Source organism: Streptomyces sp. SAJ15, from assembly GCF_007595705.1.
Lineage (GTDB): Bacteria > Actinomycetota > Actinomycetes > Streptomycetales > Streptomycetaceae > Streptomyces.
Map to the genome: position 1 here is coordinate 1 of NZ_NISY01000009.1, position 16,767 is coordinate 16,767.

Below are 16,767 nucleotides of genomic sequence, written 5' to 3' on the forward strand. Positions count from 1 at the left end.
TCGAACCGCCAACTCCGCCTCTCAACGAACCCACAACACCCCAGGCCACCAACGACCCGGCACACCAACAAACCCCCCTCCGAGCGTTAGGTGCTCATCCTCGCCTCCGGCCAGGCCGCCTGTCCGGCCGGAGGCACAAGACGCCCGGCTACCGGCGGCGCCCGAGGCCGAACTTTCTGCGGGGCTTTCCGGTCGGCGCTTCGGCCGTCGCGCGTTCGGCTTCCTCCGCCTGCCGGCGCGCGACCCGCTCAGCCATGGCGCGGTCGGCGGCCTCCTTCGCGCACGACGCGCACAGGCCGGCCCACGTCCCCGGCCATGAGGACCGCTTCACCGACTGCCAGCGTTCGTCGGTGAACTTCGCTCCGCAGCACGTGCACACCGGCCGTTGCGCCTCCCGCACCGCGGCCTCGCGCTCCGCTTGCCGGCGGTAGGCTTCCTGCCGCTGCACGGCGTACAGGCGGTCGCCGTCCGGGTTGTCCAGGGCCTCGCCCAGCGTCTGCCACTCCTCCCGCCCCAGCCGTCGCCACACCTTCCCGGCCGCCCCGGCCGGGTCGGCACAGATCCGCTCCAGCTCGGTGACGACCACGGGCACCGCCCGGTGGTAGTCGACGGCCGTGATGCCCGCGCCCCTGCCCGGGTACGGCTCCCCGGCGAAGTAGCGGCGGGCGGCCTGCTCCAGCCGCAGCATCCGGCTCTCCCGCTGCGCGGCCGTCTTGCCCGTGAACACGAACGCCACCGGCACGTAGCCCTCGCGGCCGGTCGCCGGATAGATCCGCGACCACAGCCGGAAGTCGTGCACCGCCGCTCCCCGGGCCGCCCGCTCCTTGGCCGCGTCGGACTTCGGCGCCGGGAGCTCGAACCAGTCGTAGTAGCGGCGCAGCTTGTCTACGAGTTCGTCGACGGGCTCGTTGACGCGGTCGACCTCCAGGAGCATCGCGGGCACTCCGGCGTCCGGAGCGCGCATCGTCAGGTCGGCGTATTGGGTGTAGCCGTAAGGCAGCTTGTGGGCGATCTCGGTCTGCCACGACAGCGGGGTGCCGTACCCGGCTCCGGTGAGCACGGCGGCGGTCGAGGTGACGGCGGCGGCGTGCTCGTCGTAGCCGTCGGCTTGGACCGGCCGGCCTTCGTCGTCGAACTCGAGCTTGCGCAGCGCGGAGACCCGTACGTTCTTCGGCAGCAGCAGCTTGGCTTCCTTGTGGCCCTTCTCGGTAAGCACCCACAGCTGATGTCCCGACTGCAGTCGCGTCTCCACCCGGGTCAGGCCCGACTCCTTCAACGCGTTCAGGGTGTCCCTGGTGATCCGGTCATGCCGGTCCGTGGGGCGCAGCATCCGCCAGAGCTGATCGGCGGTAGCCCTCTGGAAGATTCCCAGAGCCCTCAGCACTTCCTTCCTTCGCACTCCGGTCGGCTTCCAGACCTGTGTCGACCTAGGAGGGTTGTCGAACGCGTCCCGGGACCTTGACTTCCCGGGCTGACCTGCGGAGACGCGACGGGCGAGCGAAGTGGCCGTGGAGGGGGCGATGGAGGGGCCCGTGGAGGGGGCCTGCGGGACCTGGCCGACGTCCTCGGAAGGCCGGCGGCCGCGGGCGGCGCGGTCCTCGTGGACGGGGTCGGGCGTGGGCTCGGTGGGCACGGTGTCCTCGGTTTCTCCGGCCTGCGGGCCGGGTCGGCAGTCGTCCGGCCCGCACGCGGATCTGCGCACGGGCCGGAGCCACCGTGTGAAGCCACCCCTTGTCTGCGGTCTGACGGCCACTGACAACAGACGCCCGATTCCTCCTCGGCCACCCCTTGCAGTCCGGATTTGTCCGTGACCGGAGTCACGGCCGCGCCGTGTCCAGGAGCACGGGCTCTGTCCACAGGACCGAGCGCGCACCGTAGGGCGATCGGCCGGGAGCAGCAGGCATCCGGTCAGCGAACAGCAAGGAGCCGTCATGGAGACGACGTCGCCCAAGGTGTCCCAGCTCGCCCCGGAGCAGATCCTGCGGGCCACTGACTACGTGGAGCTGGTCTGGCAGGAGCAGGGCAGCGAGGAGGAGAAGGCCGCGCTGGCGGAGTTCCATGCCGACGGCCCCGAGCTGGCGCGGCTGATTGGTGAGTTCGGTGCGCTGCTGCTGGCCGACTACCTCACCGCCGTGCCCGATGAGCACGCCGACTGCGAGTCCGCGTACGTCGCCGAGAAGCTGGTGACGGTGGCGAGCCGGTACCTCAAGCGGTGGTGCCTCGCGGGCGGCGGCGCACACACCGCGTGGATCGCGGCCAGGACTCCTGATCGAGTGCATGCAGGAGGTCGACCAAGTCCACCAGTTCCTCGCCGACATCCGCGGCGACGTCGGCGCCCGGTACGGGGCGGCCGCGGCCTGAGCCGAGCGGGAGGCCGGCGGCCAGTGGGCGACGCGCGCCACCGCACCGGATGTCCGGTGCGGTGGCGCGCGGGTGCGAACCGGCATGCCGCACGGTGCGTTGAGTTGTGGACGATGTAACGCACTTCCCCACCCGGTGGAGCGCACCGAGTGGACTCCACCCGCATCCGGTGGCCTCCACTCTCCACTCGGTGCGGACGATGTCGTGCGCTTCCACCCGGTGGAACGCACCGCGATGCGGGAGTGCACGGCATCGTCCGCGCCACGCATCGCCCCTACGGACGGTGACGGTGCGGGTGCGCGGGGAGGGAGAGATCTCCCCTCCCGCACCGGGCATCAAGGGCACGGTGCGGGGTGTCTCCGTGGTGGTAGCGGAGTGTGTCAAGGAAAAACGTCGAAGATCACGCGGAAACTCATGGGTGGACAAGGGTTGCTTTCCATCCGATGGGCTGGATGGAATCCGGCGGCCCACCTGGTCAAGGGGGGTGCATCGAGTGCACCGCATCCGATGCACCGTCGCCCTCTGTGGTCGCATCGGGTGGATCGTGCGGGAGTGGCGGCCACTCCGACGCGCGCCGGTGGAGCGTGCGGTGCGGCGCGCCGGTGCGGTGGGTGCGGCGCGCCGGTGCGGTGGTGCGGTGCACCGGTGCGGTGGCGGGAGTGCACGGCATCGTTGGCGGGCGCGCCGGTGCGCCCGATGCACCGCACCGAGCGCACCGGTTGCCGGGATGTTCTGCACTCCCCCACCGGGTGGAGCGCACCGAGTGGACGGCCCGATCCGCACCACCGTGGTCTCCACTCCCCTCCGTGCACGGGGCCCACGGTGGAGTCCACCGTGTCCACTCATCCCCGGCGGCGGCCCCGCGCGGTGCGCCACAGGTTCGGCCGGCCGCCGGGGTACTGCCGTGAGCGGGAGCGGCCCCGGACGGGCGGCGGCTTCGGCGACGGGTACAGCGCCATGCGCAGCCGGGCGGCGTCGGCGAGCTGCTCCAGGCGCTCGCGCTGCTCTGGCGAGAGAGACGGCCGGACCGGTTCAACCATGCGGGCCTCCATAGTCGGGTGTGGTCTTGCACCCTCGCCCCTGGCCGTCACCTCCAGGACGTGCGCGTCGGCCGCGTCCCGGCAGGTGCGCCGGCGACTTCGCCCTGTGTCCCGTGAGGCGGAGCGCGGCCGGTCCGGCCTCCCGGCGTACACGCGGACGCCCCACGGACGGCTGGTCCGTGAGGCGCCCGGATGTGGCGTTGGTCAGCTCCGCATCATGGCCTTGAGGTCGCTGAGCGACAGCTCGTTCGTGCCACGGTCCGCCGCCTTGCTCTGCGTCCAGGCAACGATCGACGGGTGCGCATCCTCGTACTGGGCGCCAGCGGTCGTGTGCTGCCCGTCGGTCGTGGCGACCTGGGTGAGGTAAGCGGCCAGAGCGTGCGGGCCGCCGCCGTTGTACCCGATCTCGTAGCCCAGGCCGTTCCTCCGGGGCAGGAACGACAGAACGCCCTTGTCCGTCCGGGCCCAGAACAGACCGCGACCGGTGTAGAAGCGGCTGAAGACGTCGTCCGGGCGCAGTTCGAGCGGCGCGTACGTCGTGTAGCTCCACTGGTCCGTGCCGCCCTCGCCACGGTGCTTGAAGTGCTCGCCCACGACGGGCAGCCCGAACTCGGGGTCGTAGAAGGTCCGGCGGCACAGGCAACCCGAGCCGCTGATCGCCGACGGGCTGCTGGGGTCCTCCGTGACGCACGGGTGGAACAGGGCCGGGATCTTCTTCGGCTCCACGAGCGTGCAGTGCATCGCGTTCGGCTCGCAGCGCACCAGCCTGCCCAGCCACTCCTGGAAGTGAGGTGTCACGGTCTGCTGCGCCTCGATGTCCAGCACTGCGTTCAGCGATGACGTGGCGGCGCCGCGCTGGGGCTCGGTGTAGAGGACGAAGTTCAGGTAGCCCTTCGTCGGATCGGTCAGGTTCAGATCGCGGGCCTCGTAGGGCAACGTGGCGCTCCAATGCGGGGGCTTGGCGGCCGGGACGCGACCGCGCGTGAATGGGGAGGGTCAGGAGAGGCGGTGTTCGGGGCGCAGGACCAGGCCGCGGTTGAAGAACTGCTCGGTGTCGTCCGGTCCGAGTCCGAGGGCGCGGGCGACGGCCGTGCCTTCCTCGTGGCGGACGAAGGTGAGCAGGACCTTGCGGCTGGCGGGGTCGGCCATGGTCCGGCGGGCTGCTTCGACGGTGTGGGCGACGCAGCCGGTGGTGCCGTCCTCGACGATGTCCCGGCGCGTCCTGTCGTCCCAGACGTTGAGCTGGAGGTTGGCGCCCTCGGTGGAACAGTCCTCCTTGGAGTCCGCACCGAGCACGCACCGCCCGAGCAGCGCGGCGTGGGCGTGGCGCTGGAGGTAGACGGCCGTTTCCAGGAGCCGGTCGACTTCCCTCTCCGTGTTCTCGCGGGCCTGCTCGGGGCTGACGAGTGCGATCTTCGGGTCGCGGGGCTGGACCCGGATCTTCAGCGCCGCCAGGCTGCGGGCGAGGTCGTCGGCGATGCTGAGCACGCTCACCAGGTTGATGTCGCCGCGCTGGCGGGGCGGGCGGGGGCAGTTCGTCGGGGTAACTCTCCAGCGGTTCCAGCGGTTCCAGCGGTTCGTGCAGGTCGGTCAAGGTTCCTCCCGTGCCGGGTACCAACGCCCCGATTCTCAGTCCGGGCCGCGCGGCGTCGCGGGTGAAGTCGCAGATCGGCCATCTCCTGGCCGGTTGGCACCTCCTCACCGGTCGTGGCCGGCTCCCCTGCCCTGGTCGGGCTGCGCCGTGTGGTGCTGCTGCTGCATGTCGGCGGCCGAAGCCTGCTTCGCCTGGTGCGCGTGCTTCGTCTGGTCCGCCTGTTCTTCGATCGTGCGGCCGCGGGCTTCGGATGCGCGGGTGAAGGCGGCGAGGCGAGCGAGGTTCTGCGGCGAGGTCAGCCAGGTCGCGGGGTCCGTCGTGCGGCCTTCCAGGTACTCCTGCGGCATCGCGGCCTGCTGGTGGGCGTGGATGGCGGCGGCTCGCTGTGCCGGAGTCTGAGCGGCATCCCGGCCTGGGGGTCGACGACGTGCGGCGGGGCCTGGTCGTGGTCGCCGGCGAACGGCGCGGTCGGTGCGACCGCGGCCGCGGTCGCGGCCGGCGCTTCGTCCCGTGCGGGCGGGTCAGTGAGGGCAGCGCGGATCGCGTTCTGCAGGGTCAGGCTGGCGACCCGGGCCCGCTCGTACCGGGTCGACTCCCGGGGCGGCTTCCCGTCGGTGCCCGCGATCCACCAACGGGTGGGCCAGGTGAAGTCGGCTGTGTAGGAGAGCTGATCCGGGGCCGGGGCCCGTCGGCCCTTCTGGGGCACGGTGAGCTGACGGCCGTAGCGCTCCAGCGCCCGGTCGGCGATGTGGCTGTCGATGCCGGGCACGTAGGCGCGGCCGCGCAGGGTCTCCAGCAGATGCCGGCGCGCTTCGGCCAGGACGTGGCGGCGGTAGAAGACTCCGCGCACGGTGAAGACGACCGCGGCGACGTCGACCGTGGCGAGTGCGGTGTCCACCCAGGGCCTCACCCTGGCCCGGATCGCCGCCCCGGCCGCCTGGCACCGCTGAAGCAGCCCGTCGACCATCCGCTGACCGAACTTCAGGAGCGCGGAGACACGCCACCACGCGAGCATCTGGTCCAGCGGGCGCGGGGTCTTCTTGTCCGGGCGGGTCTCCTGCGCCGCCCACCACGCCAGACCGTGGCGGGCTCGCTCGCCGGGCAGCCGGCCATGCTTCTTCACGTAGTCGTCGGTGAGGCCCTCGAGGACGTCCTCGATCCGGCGGCGGCGGGTGGAGGACCAGTCGATGAGCTCCTGGTCGACGCCGGCTATCTCCATCACCGGGCGCAGGCCCGGCGTCACCTCCCGGGGCACGGTCGCCAGCCCGAGCTTCTCGCACACCTCGGTGGTCATCTCCAGGGTGTACAGCGTGTCGGCCGCCACGACGTTCTTGTAGAGCCGGACCGTGTCCAGCGCGTACCAGGAGCCGTCCGGGCGCCGCACCCGGTTGGCGATCAGACAGTGCTCATGCAGGAGGGGAAATCCATTCCTGTTGTCGTAGTGCCGGAATGCCGCGACGACCAAGGCCGGGGTCTTCGCACGACCCCGGCCGGATGCCCACCGGGTCTGTGCGACCTCGTCCTCCAGCCAGCGCAGCGTCGTGGCGACAGCCCGCTCGTGCGCCCGCTCGATGATCCGGCGCGTCCGGTCGTCCCCCAGCGCCCACAGCACGACCAGTGATGCCTGCGGCCGGAACACGAAGTCCAGGGCGAGCAGCGGGGTCTGCTTGCGCTGCTCGATCTCCTCGATCGGCTGACCGAGGACGGTGGCCCGCCGTGCCATCTCCGGGTCGACGCCGTCGTCCAGGAGCTCGCGCTCCATGCGGTCGGCGTCCGGGTGCCGACCTTCCCCGAACAACAGCTTCATCTGCCGTTCCGTCACCACCCGCCCGATGGTGAGGCCAAGCGCGGACAGGCCGCGCCCCAACCACCTCCCGGGCGGGAGCCCGGCCATCTCCTGGGCGTCCTTCAACGACTGGCCGACGGGGCGGCGCCCGTCCCCGAACGCGACCCCGCGCACGTAGTACCGCCAGGCATTCCGTCGCTGCACCTTCGCAACACTGATCATCCCGGCAGCGAACACCGGCTCTGACCTGCGAAAAAGAGCGATCCCGTCAGGCGGGAGGGTTCACCGGAACTTCACGGTCGATCCCGCGCAGCGGGCGCCCAGCAACAAGACCGTGCCCGCCCGGTGGACACCACCAGGGCCATGCAAATGCTGCGCGGCACCCAGGCGCTCACGCCTCACACACCCCGAAAACCACCAGCAGACGACTTCACCGTCAACCAGCGCACATCTACGTACCGCTCCCCCACCCGACGGCCAAAGCCGCCACGCCCTGCACCACGTCACTGACTCTCCGCCCCCAGCACCGCCGGGGGCTTCTTGCTGCCTGGAGGACCGACGTGCCGACCTACGAGACCCTGCCCCGCTTCACCAACGACCTGGACCGCCTTACCCCTGAACAGCGCCGCCGCTTCCGCCAGGCCGTAGCCGCCTTCGTCGACGACCTGCGCACCGGACGCTTCCGCGCCGGCCTCCGCGTGAAAGGCGTCCAGCGCGCTCAGGGAGTCTTCGAGCTGACCTGGGACGGTGACGGCCGGGCCACGTGGTCCTACGGCCCACCGATAGTCACCGGCGAGCAGCACATCATCTGGCGCCGCATCGGCGGCCACGACATCTTTGCCGGGCCCTGATTCGACCGTGTGGCGTGCGAATTCGCACGCGACGGTAAGCCGCCGACGTGTGCACAATCCGCCGCATGACTACCGAACTGCTCATCGAGGACCAGGCCGTCGGGCGCGCGGCCGCGTCGGCGAGATCCGGGAAGCGGCTCTGCATGAGGCTGCCGCGGCGGGACTACACCAGCAGCGGGCCAGGCGCCGGCCACGGCGTGAAGACGATCGCCTGGTAGAGCGAGGACGAGGGGTGGTGCTGCGGCACTGGAGCGGCACGAGCCCGGCATGGTCTACCACGGTCAGGACCAGGGGACGAGCGCCAAGCTCGGCCTGGCCGTGCCGCTGCAAGAGCACCCGAGACGGAACCGCTGACGGCACGTGTCACCGATCAGGGGGCGGTGCCCACTGGGACGCGCGCGAGCGCGGGTCGAGCTGCGGCTCACAGAGTTCGCGGCAGCGCAGCCATCGGCCGAGGCCCCTTCGACACCGGTAGCCGTGCCCGATCGCGGGGACACCGGCCAGCCCGTAGACCGGACGTATGGTCCTTCGGCCTCCGAGCATCGCCGCCACCTCGGCGGCGGTCTGAGGGTGGCGTGCAGTCCGTCGTCGGCCACAAATTGGCGGAGGCGGAGCAGATGGCGGCGATCGGCACGTGGATGCGCGTGCGCCGCTCGCTAGGGGTCGGCGGGGTGCCCCACCACCAGCAGGCGATCCGTCCCGCCCATCCATCGGTGTACTGGATGGGCTTCGGCTGCGGGCCGGTCGCACCGCTGCAGTAGAGGGCGGTCGGCCGCTCGGGGTCGCCGCAGTACCAGGTGTCCCACTCACCCATAGCCTTCACGGCGAGTCGCAGGCGCGAGGGCGGCCAGGCGATCGAGCGGTCAGGTAGTGGCATCGAGCGGCACCTCCGGCAAGTTTCGGGCGTTGCTGCTCTAGGTGGTGCGGTAAGCCCCGAGGGAGAGCGTTCTGGGTTCACTCAACGGATGTGCTCGGCGATAGGCTTGGCGCCTTCCTGAAGGGGGTTTTCTTGAGTTCTGCAGCATGGGCGGTGGTCGTCACGGTGGTAGCTGCGTTGATCACTGCCTTCGCCGCGATGCACGGGAAGCGGCAGGACGCAAGGGTGGCCAAGGCCCAGCGGGATCAGGAGCGGGCAGAACGCGAACTGGAGCGCGTGTTAGCACGCGAAGCAGAGGTCGCCGCTCAGCGGGAGGAGAAGAGGAGAACGGCGAATCAGGTACGGCTGACAAGCGGTCTCTGGCTACGCGAATTGGATGAAACTCGCCAAATTCTGGTGCGTTCTGCGCCTGTGGATCCAGATCGTTTCCGTGAGGAAACCCGGGCTCACCGTGAAGCTGTTTACAAGGCGATCGTTGAGGCCGCCGAGTACGGGCTCCTCCCTTCTGGAGGGTACTGGGACCTCAGCGGCGCATATGCCCATTACGTTGCTGATGGGGTCCCGATGCTCGAGGCCATGGGCTCGGCCAGCGCGATGCTCGGAATCCTCACTCGGAACAGCCCCGAAGAGTTGGCTGGCGACGAAGCACAGGCCACGCTCGCCCAAGTCGAGGGATTGCTGGATGAAGCTCGCCGGAACAGGCAGCACGGTTTGAATACCCTCTACAGGTATGCCGACCCCGAGTAGCCACATAGGCCCCAATCGGGAGGAACGCCGAGTCCACGGCCTCAAGCGGCCTCCTCCATAGTCATCGGGATATGGGGCCGCCACAGGGCCTCGGTGGTGCGGATGCAGTAGCGCAGGGCATCCACGCTGTGATCGTCGGCCTTGATCGGCCGGTCCTCGCCGCGCTGGGCAGACTCGTCATTCCAGGAGCATCCTGTGATGAGTCCGATGCAGGAGCGGTCGATGCGCAGTCGGTCGATGGCCAGCAGCGCAGCAAGGATGCCGTCCAGCACAGTACTTTCGGCGGCGGTGACGCCGCTGACACCGTCGCGGCCCAGCTGCTCGATGAAACTGCTCGCAGACGGGAGTCGCTCGCCGCTCATGGTCTGACCCGGCACCGTGTCCACCGGCTCGGGGCCGCGCTGGTAACCGTGACGCTGGACGCACCCGAGGCGCATGCCCTGGCCGTCCTCCTCAGCCGACGCGACGCCCTCCCGCCAAGCGCAGCGGGCCGACACCCGGTGGGGTGCCGGGCCGGCGGAGACCGCTGCCGCCGCGCTCGCCAACGCCCTCCGCGCGCACGGCACCGGCGCGTACGCGCCGGTACTGACCTCCGGTCAGGTGTGCGCCGGTCTCACCTCGCAGACCGCCCAGGAGGTGGTCGCGGCCCTCACCGCTCGGCCTGCCGCCGCATCTTGCGGCAAGCGGCGGGGGCTCGGGTCCGGCTTCAAGGGCATCGCCGCCCGATAGTCGGCGCTGCCGCGCTGGCCTCTCCTGCCGTGTTCCTGCGGGAGACACCGCCCTCGTAGGGCACCGGCCGTCACGACGCGACGCAAGCACGCTGATCTGCTACGTGGCGAACTCTTTCGCCGGGTTCTGACGCACCACCGCCGACCCGCCTGGGTTCGACAGCTGGCCGATGGAAACCGCGAGACGCTGGACGTAGTCACTGACGCACTGGAGGCGTACTACGACATCGCCGTGACACCTTTCACCGACCGCATGCGGGCGACCCTGGACCAGACCGCGCCTGGCGTGTGCACACCATGGCGCGCGCCGGGGTCGGCGCGATGCTGGCCGCGCTGCACCCACAGGTGTACTGGCGCGAACCGGTACTGGAACTCCCCGGTCTGCCAGGACAACGCGATCTTGACTTTCACTTGGAGGGCCGGGGGCTCCTGCTGTGCTCACACATCTTCTGTGGCCCCCGGCCTCGAGCCCTGCTCAACGACGTCGATGCCCCCGTATTGGTCTACGCACCGGCCCGTGACCTGCAGACGAGCGCGCTCACGACCCTGCCATCCCCTTCCCTGCCGGGTGCACCCACCGCCTTGGCAACCCTGCTGGGCCGCACGCGCGCCGCCGTCCTGCAGACCCTGGCGGACCCCTCCGGCCACACCACCAAACAGCTCGCCCAAAGCCTGGGAATCTCCCCCGCATCCGCCTCGGAACGCGCCACTGCCCTACGAGCCGCCGGACTAGTCACCAGCCTCCGACATGCCAACACGGTGCGCCACACCGCCACCCCACTGGGTACGAAACTCCTCTCCACTGCAGCACCAACTGGGTGGCCCGCCTGCCCTTAAGGCTTGCCCAGGCGTCAGGGGGCTTGCCCGGGGGCGGAAGCGGGAGCGCCAGCCGCAGGCTTTCTCGGCCGTCGCGGCGGCCTCCGCCTCCAGCCGGTCGCGCCCGGCCTTGTCCGCTGCCGTGACCGTCTTGGTCTCGCACGGGTCGCGAGCCCCGTACTGCGAGCCGTCGGCGCGTGCTCCCGCAGGGGAGTTTCCGCTCGCCTACTCACGACCATCTAGGTAGTCCTGCTCAAGCGAGGCGCACCGCCCGCCGCCTAACCTCCGGATCATGAGTTCCACACAGCGCGCCGATCCGCTCGACGAAGTGACACTCCCGCAGCCGACGGGCACCTGGTCACTCGCCCTGGGCGCGACTGCTGTCGCGGCGATCGGCTGCCCTTTCCTCCCGGAGTCCATCGTCTCGCCGCAGGTCCGCTTCTTCCCCATCTACTTCATCGTGCCCCTCGGGATCTGCGCGGTCGTCTCGGGAGCTTTCGCCCTGCGACGGATGCGCGGCCATGAAGGAGCCAGCCGTGGCCGGGCGCGGGCCGGGATCACACTCGGATCAGTGGCCCTCGTGGTGGCGCTGACCTTCGTGGTGTGGGCGTGCTGGGCGCTGAACCACGCATACGAGTGAAGAACGAAGCGGTGGGGCGGCCCCGGCGCTGAGGCCGCCCCATCGGGGCATCAGGAGAAGTCACCGCGCACGGCGCGCCGCAGAATGTCGCGCTCTTCCGCTTTGCGTGCGGGCGGAGTCCTCGTGACTGGTGACCTTCAGCTTGTTTAACCTCGGCGCTCGATGAGACGGGCGAGTGATTCTGTGGGCCAGCAGAGCCACTGCAGGAGTGGGTCGGTGACCACGAAGTAGTGGGCGCTGACCCAACCTCTCTCCTTGTCCAGGATCTGCGTGGCCTCATCGGTAGACGTAGCGGAGATAGCGGCGGCGGATCGGCGCTCCTGCTATCAGCAGCACTGGTGAGGCGACAAGGACGGCCAGCGGGACCAGGACTTTCACGACCGTGAGCTTGGCTCTCTCCTCATAGCGCATGCGCTCAGTGTTTGGTGCCCAGCTTGTGGTGGGCGGGACGGCTGCGGCTGTCAGCCACCTACAGGAAGGGCCTCCACGGAGCTGAGGGTCGGGAAGGGGGAGTCGCCGATGCCACCGATGGCGTACACGCAGGTTCGCTGCGGGCCTCGAACGTTCTTGGGGCAGGGGGCGGTCGCGGCCGCCGGCTCGAAGCGGGCGGTGGCCAAATCGGGTAGGGAGCTCCAGGTGTTCGTGCCGGGGCTGAAGACCTCCGCCGTGTTCGTGGCGAAGTCCGTGAACGTCGTGAAGCCGGCAATGGCGTACGCGCAGGTCGACTTCAGGCCCCTGTCCCCCTTGGGGCAGGGTGCGGAGGCCGCGGCCAGAGCGACGCGCGTGGTGCCCATTGAGGCCACGGCCCGCCAGGTGTTCGTAGCCGGGCTGTATGCCTCCACCGTGTCGAGGATCTCGTCGGTGGGGTTGAAGCCGCCGATGGCGTACACGCACGCGCCGCGCAGTCCCTCGACGTCAGGGTCCGCCAGGTGTTCGTTGCGGGGCTGTACGCCTCCACTGTGCCCACGTCGTGCGCGGGGTCGGGCCATACGGTGCCCGTGAAGCCGCCGATGGCGTAGACGCAGATTCCCTTGAGTCCGTCCACACCCTTGGGGCAGGGCGCGGTCGTCGCCGTCAACGCGTAGCGGGCGGTGGGCAAGACAGGCAAGGTCCGCCAGGTGTTCGTAGCGGGGCTGTATGCCTCCACCGTGTCCAAGGTGGGCGAGCCGTTGTGCCCGCCGATGGCGTACACGCACGTGCCCTTCAGGCCTTCCACCTCCTTGGGGCACGGCGCACTCGTGCCCGCGAGGCCGTAGCGGGCGGTGGGTAGGTCTGGCACCGTGAGCCAGCTGCTCTGAGCGTTCGCGGGCGTGGTCGTCAGGACGAGCAGCGGCGTCAGCACCGCGACGAGCAGCCACCGGGTCTGAGCGCACCGCCAACGTGGGCGCCGGGACGGGATTGGCGTATCCATCCCCGACCCGATTCCTGCAAGCGTCAACACTCTCTTCACCGCGTCCCGTCCTTTCACACCGACCACGCCGTCCATGGGGCACCTCACGCCGATTCACCAATAGGTGACAACCGGTCGTTTCATGACTTTAGGTAGCCGTCGGCGTGGGCACACCCGCAGCTGAGGCAAACGGCCGAGCTTGGGGCGCCAGGGGCCGCGCTGTCGACGGTCACTCGCCTCGCATATGTCATGGACGGCTCAGACACAGGCACTCATGTCGGTGGCGGGCTGGGAGCAGACTTCGGCTCCGCATCCGTCCGTCGCCTTGATGAGCGCTGGGGGCTCGTGCCTGGGGGCCAGCACTGGATGAGGTACCACTCCACGACGTCGTCCACCAGGGTGTGGTTTACGGCGGTGTCCCTGCCCCTGGCATGGACTCGGAGCCGGTGGCTGCCCGGGCCGGCTGCCGCCAGGGATGGCAACTCCACTGGGTCGTCCGTCAGCGGGTGAACGACGAGCTCGCCGGAGGGGGACTGCAGGGAGATCTCGGCGTTTCCTCCCAGCCGCCCTGGCCGGCTCCGGCGCCTGCTGGTGCGCCTCGATGGTGAGGTCGACGTCACCGGTGTGGATGCCGGCCTGCACCTCGGTACTGCCCTCGGAGGCCATCACCAGCCCATTGTGCGAGCGGTCCAGATCCTCGGTCACGGGGGCGACACGCGTGTGTCGTGGACGGTCCGCCATGCTGCATCGGTAGGAAGTCACGCGACCCGAATGGAGGGATGCGCGTGGCACTACCGAACGATGTGGAGCGCGACGTCGACGCGATCCGGCTGCCACAGTGGGGCCGGGTGGGTGAGATCGGCGGCGTCGTGCCGTACGAGGTACAGGACACCGACGGCCAGCCGATCGAGCCGGTGCGCCGGTACCTGCGTGACTTCGTCGCCCAGGGCCGCCGTGCCGGAAGTATCCGGAGCTACGCCTACGACCTGTTGCGGTGGTGGCGGTGGCTCCAGGTCGTCGACGTCGAGTGGGACAAGGTGACCTCGGCAGAGGTGCGCGAGTTCGTGCTGTGGCTGCAACGCAGCACGAAGCCACGCCGGACCCCCAGGACGAAGTCGGCCTCCACCGTCGGCACCATCAACTCGATCACCCGCAAACAGTACCCAGGGGACCGGTACGCTGCTCGCACGATCCGTCACAGCAATGCGGTGATCCGCAGCTTCTACGAGTTCTGGATCGAGCGCGGGGACGGACCGCTGGTCAACCCGGTTCCCCAGCAACGCCGCGGTGAACGGCGGCCGAACGCGCACCACAACCCGCTGGAGCCGTTCCGCCCGGAGGGACGGCTGCGCTATAACCCTCCAGTTCCCAAACGCCGACCGCGCGCGATGTCCGACCACCTGTGGGAGGCCCTGTTCGCGGCCATGCGCTCGGACCGCGACCAGGCCCTGGCCTCGCTGGGCGACTGGGTGGCCGATCAGGTCCGCTTCACCGGCGCGTGGGTCCGGGGCGGTGCTGGCCGCCAGGCCGTCGTCGTCCTGGCCCACGCCGTCACCGCGCCGCGCACCAGCTGGCGCACCATGCGCGCCCCGGCCACCGAGACGCCGGCGCCCGCGCCCGTACGGGATCCGGACTGGGTCACCCACCGCACCCGAACAGAGCACGAGTAGACGGAAGGTTACCGACTCCCTTACTGGCAATCGACTCGCTAGACCACCTTCGACAGAGCAAGGCCCGGACCAGGCGTCCGGGCCTTCGTCGTGCCCCGGATCTTTCCCCCGGCCGCTGCTGTCCTGGTCCCGGCTTCCGGACCCAGGGGGTGAAGAAGCCGTGCCCGAGGAGGACGAGACGCAAGCACCTGAGACCTGCCACTGTCCCGCCCGCCATGTCGAACTCACCCCGGACGCAGTACCGATGACCAGCCGCCAGACACCCCGGGCAACACCCGCGCCGATCGCCGCTACGCTGGACACACCCACCCTGGGCCGGGCCGAGACCCCACAGGGACGCTCCCAGGCAGAGAGCCGCAGCAGGACCGCCGACCGCGCGGCGCACACCCCCGCGGACGACACCACGCAGGTGTCCGCCGTTTCTGCTCCTCCGCCTTCTAGGAGAATCCCGATGGCTCGGGACCAGCACTCCCCCGCGTCCGCGCATCCTGACCCGCCCAGCACGCCCGAACCCGCCTCCGCCGTGAAGCCGGCGCTCTTGTCGCAGCGCACCGCCCTGATCCTCTTCATAGCCGTCGTCATCGGCATCGGCATCGGCGTACTGACCTTCTTCGCCGAAAAGTCCTACCCCAAGGCGGTCCTCGCCGGAGTCCTCGCGGCCGGGGCCTGCACGGTAGGGCTGCACAGCCTGATCGACTGACCTGCGGGGTCGGTCAGGAGGAGCCTGCCCGACCCCGCGGCACGGACGTCAGGCGGCGCTGAACTCATGGGCCGAGCCGCCGCGCCACTCCACCCACCGCGAGGCGTCCCAGATGGCCTCCGGGTCGGCGACGCCGGCACCCTCGAGGAGCGGGGCCGGCGCGACTGCGAGGCGGCGAGGCGGCGCTTCCCGGCGCCTTGGAGTCGCTTCCGCTGCTTGCGCAGCTCCGCCTTCTTCGCCGCCTTCGACTACGCAGCTCGGTCAGAGATCACGGTTCCTTGCGCTTCGGCGGGCGCGTCTGGCCGGCGGCCTGGCAGGCCAGCGCGCATGCGGCCCGCTCCCCCGCAGGATACCCCTGGGTCTTTTCGCAGTCGGCGACGATGACGGGCAGCGCATCCCCCCGGCGACCTGTGACGGCGGGTCGACTGCCAGCCGATCAGCCGCCAATCGGGCCCCGGCGATCTCCATCACCGGCCGGCGCCCGGCGCTGACGGTTGCGCGGCTCGGTCGCCACCCCGAGCGTCTCGCCGCACACGCCCTGCCATACCTCGCCCTCCGGCACCGGACGCCCTGCGGGGCTTCGCCGTGCTGTGCACCGTACCGCGTTCCGTACCTCGTCGTCACCGGCCGGGGCGTACCCCGGACCGGTGAGGTGCGTCTGATCAGCCCGCGATCGAGACGGTGAACTTCTCCGTGGCCAGGACGCGCTCGTCCTGGATGAAGTTTCCGTACTTGCCTCCGGCCGACTCGTTTTTCGCCAGCGGGACGTGGCCGCGAACACAGGGCTCGTTGCCCGTGGGCTGCCTGCCGTCGAAGTAGTAGATCTTCCAGCTGCCGTCCTCGAACTTGGGCAGGATCTAAGCACACTGGCCGCCGTCCGTTCCGCCCTCGAAGGTGCCGGCGAACGGGTACTCGTCGCATGAGTCGTCCTGGATGTCGTCCTGCGGGTAGAACGGGATGCTGGTGCCTTCCTCACAGGTCCGATACCGATTGGCCTTAGCTGCGCCCTCGTCCTTGTTCCGGCTGAGCGGATTGCCCGGAGTCCCCCACTGGTCGACCAGGGCAGCCTGGCCGAACCAGTAGGTGGCCGCCGCCTCGCCGTAGCGGGAGAGCGGCATGTCCAGCAGGGCCCGTATCTGGCCGATCACGCAGCCGTAGCCGGACAGCTCCGCGTCCTTCCGCGACGACTCCGGAACCCTCTTCGAGATTCTGCAGCCGCATGCCGCATCACCAGCCGGCTGCCCGGCCGGTGTCGGCGGGGAGAGCGACCTGACCCTCCCCGCCGACACCGGGCCTGCCTCCGGATTCCAGCCGTTGACGCGGCCCCACGCTGCCGACCGGAGCACGGAGAACGCCCACAGATAGCCGGCGTGAATGAGGTGGTCGTTCTCCATCCGCCTGCGGGTGATGCTGGGCTTCTCTCCAAAGGCCCTGGTGATGGGCGAGGCGCGTTTGCGACCGCCTCGGTCAGGTCGTCGGCGGCGCCGCAGGCCGCCGCCGAACTTGTCGATGGGCTCGAGCGTGCGACGACCCACCGAACATGCCTCAATGCCTGGGGCACATGCAG

General features: G+C 70.1%; 19 protein-coding genes and 1 pseudogene. 9 read left to right on the forward strand and 11 right to left on the reverse strand.

The genetic code is table 11. The features are described 5' to 3' along the window. Positions 1–148: 148 nt before the first annotated feature. Positions 149–1,933 carry a replication-relaxation family protein gene (locus CD790_RS22320; protein WP_260867785.1) on the reverse strand — a complete coding sequence of 595 codons (1,785 nt, stop codon included), beginning with the start codon at positions 1,931–1,933 and terminating at the stop codon, positions 149–151. On the opposite strand from CD790_RS22320, the gene CD790_RS22325 reads away from it, so the two are divergent. Continuing rightward, complete coding sequence (locus CD790_RS22325; RefSeq protein ID WP_260867786.1) at positions 1,932–2,480, forward strand: hypothetical protein; 549 nt, start codon at positions 1,932–1,934, stop codon at positions 2,478–2,480. The genes CD790_RS22320 and CD790_RS22325 overlap by 2 nt on opposite strands. Positions 2,481–3,203: 723 nt before the next feature. Here the strand turns inward: CD790_RS22325 and CD790_RS22330 are convergent. From CD790_RS22330 to mobF, 5 genes are all read right to left on the reverse strand, one after another. Then, a complete protein-coding gene (locus CD790_RS22330; protein ID WP_144385112.1) occupies positions 3,204–3,401 on the reverse strand; it encodes a hypothetical protein in 198 nt (65 codons plus the stop codon). 204 nt (positions 3,402–3,605) lie between these two features. Then, a complete protein-coding gene (locus CD790_RS22335) occupies positions 3,606–4,337 on the reverse strand; it encodes a hypothetical protein (protein WP_260867787.1) in 732 nt (243 codons plus the stop codon). Positions 4,338–4,397: 60 nt separating this feature from the next. Next, positions 4,398–4,895 (reverse strand): hypothetical protein, encoded by a 498-nt coding sequence (locus CD790_RS22340; protein ID WP_144385113.1) that lies wholly within the window; start codon positions 4,893–4,895, stop codon positions 4,398–4,400. 204 nt (positions 4,896–5,099) lie between these two features. Continuing rightward, positions 5,100–5,342, reverse strand: a complete 243-nt coding sequence (locus CD790_RS36065; protein ID WP_260867788.1) for a hypothetical protein — start codon at positions 5,340–5,342, stop codon at positions 5,100–5,102. Further along, a complete protein-coding gene (gene mobF / locus CD790_RS22345) occupies positions 5,291–7,003 on the reverse strand; it encodes a MobF family relaxase (protein WP_260867789.1) in 1,713 nt (570 codons plus the stop codon). Before mobF ends, CD790_RS36065 begins: the two co-directional genes overlap by 52 nt. 338 nt (positions 7,004–7,341) lie before the next feature. Here mobF and CD790_RS22350 point away from each other — a divergent pair, with 338 nt between their 5' ends. The 4 genes from CD790_RS22350 to CD790_RS22360 all read left to right on the forward strand — a co-directional run bounded on the left by CD790_RS22350 (position 7,342) and on the right by CD790_RS22360 (position 9,256). Continuing rightward, on the forward strand, positions 7,342–7,632 hold the full coding sequence (locus CD790_RS22350; RefSeq protein WP_144385114.1) for a hypothetical protein: 291 nt from the start codon (positions 7,342–7,344) through the stop codon (positions 7,630–7,632). A 65-nt stretch (positions 7,633–7,697) separates the two neighbouring features. Next, positions 7,698–7,850, forward strand: coding sequence for a hypothetical protein (locus CD790_RS34775; protein WP_186319178.1), 153 nt, complete (start codon positions 7,698–7,700; stop codon positions 7,848–7,850). 357 nt (positions 7,851–8,207) lie between these two features. Further along, positions 8,208–8,393, forward strand: coding sequence for a hypothetical protein (locus CD790_RS22355; RefSeq protein ID WP_144385115.1), 186 nt, complete (start codon positions 8,208–8,210; stop codon positions 8,391–8,393). 248 nt (positions 8,394–8,641) lie between these two features. Next, positions 8,642–9,256: a hypothetical protein gene (locus tag CD790_RS22360; RefSeq protein ID WP_144385116.1), complete on the forward strand. Its 615-nt coding sequence runs from the start codon at positions 8,642–8,644 to the stop codon at positions 9,254–9,256. Between the two features lie 41 nt (positions 9,257–9,297). Here CD790_RS22360 and CD790_RS22365 read toward each other — a convergent pair whose 3' ends face one another. Further along, positions 9,298–9,618 (reverse strand): hypothetical protein, encoded by a 321-nt coding sequence (locus tag CD790_RS22365; protein WP_144385117.1) that lies wholly within the window; start codon positions 9,616–9,618, stop codon positions 9,298–9,300. A 687-nt stretch (positions 9,619–10,305) separates the two neighbouring features. On the opposite strand from CD790_RS22365, the gene CD790_RS36070 reads away from it, so the two are divergent. Both CD790_RS36070 and CD790_RS22375 read left to right on the forward strand, forming a co-directional pair. Then, positions 10,306–10,821, forward strand: coding sequence for a winged helix-turn-helix domain-containing protein (locus CD790_RS36070; RefSeq protein ID WP_260867790.1), 516 nt, complete (start codon positions 10,306–10,308; stop codon positions 10,819–10,821). Between the two features lie 271 nt (positions 10,822–11,092). Next, entirely contained in the window at positions 11,093–11,440 is a 348-nt protein-coding gene (locus tag CD790_RS22375; protein WP_260867791.1) for a DUF4190 domain-containing protein, read from the forward strand. 276 nt (positions 11,441–11,716) lie between these two features. On the opposite strand, the gene CD790_RS36075 is transcribed toward CD790_RS22375, so the two are convergent. From CD790_RS36075 to CD790_RS36955, 3 genes and pseudogenes are all read right to left on the reverse strand, one after another. Then, positions 11,717–11,851, reverse strand: a complete 135-nt coding sequence (locus CD790_RS36075; RefSeq protein ID WP_260867792.1) for a hypothetical protein — start codon at positions 11,849–11,851, stop codon at positions 11,717–11,719. Between the two features lie 50 nt (positions 11,852–11,901). Continuing rightward, positions 11,902–12,429 carry a kelch repeat-containing protein gene (locus CD790_RS36080; RefSeq protein ID WP_144385118.1) on the reverse strand — a complete coding sequence of 176 codons (528 nt, stop codon included), beginning with the start codon at positions 12,427–12,429 and terminating at the stop codon, positions 11,902–11,904. Beyond that, positions 12,396–12,926 (reverse strand): annotated as a pseudogene (locus tag CD790_RS36955) (kelch repeat-containing protein); the annotation flags it as partial. The pseudogene CD790_RS36955 and the gene CD790_RS36080, both read right to left, overlap by 34 nt. 689 nt (positions 12,927–13,615) lie before the next feature. Here CD790_RS36955 and CD790_RS22395 point away from each other — a divergent pair. Both CD790_RS22395 and CD790_RS22400 read left to right on the forward strand, forming a co-directional pair. Beyond that, entirely contained in the window at positions 13,616–14,500 is an 885-nt protein-coding gene (locus tag CD790_RS22395; RefSeq protein ID WP_260867793.1) for a site-specific integrase, read from the forward strand. A 451-nt stretch (positions 14,501–14,951) separates the two neighbouring features. Further along, positions 14,952–15,200: a hypothetical protein gene (locus tag CD790_RS22400; RefSeq protein ID WP_144385120.1), complete on the forward strand. Its 249-nt coding sequence runs from the start codon at positions 14,952–14,954 to the stop codon at positions 15,198–15,200. 857 nt (positions 15,201–16,057) lie between these two features. On the opposite strand, the gene CD790_RS22410 is transcribed toward CD790_RS22400, so the two are convergent. Next, complete coding sequence (locus tag CD790_RS22410) at positions 16,058–16,594, reverse strand: hypothetical protein (RefSeq protein ID WP_144385121.1); 537 nt, start codon at positions 16,592–16,594, stop codon at positions 16,058–16,060. Between the last annotated feature and the right edge of the window lie 173 nt (positions 16,595–16,767).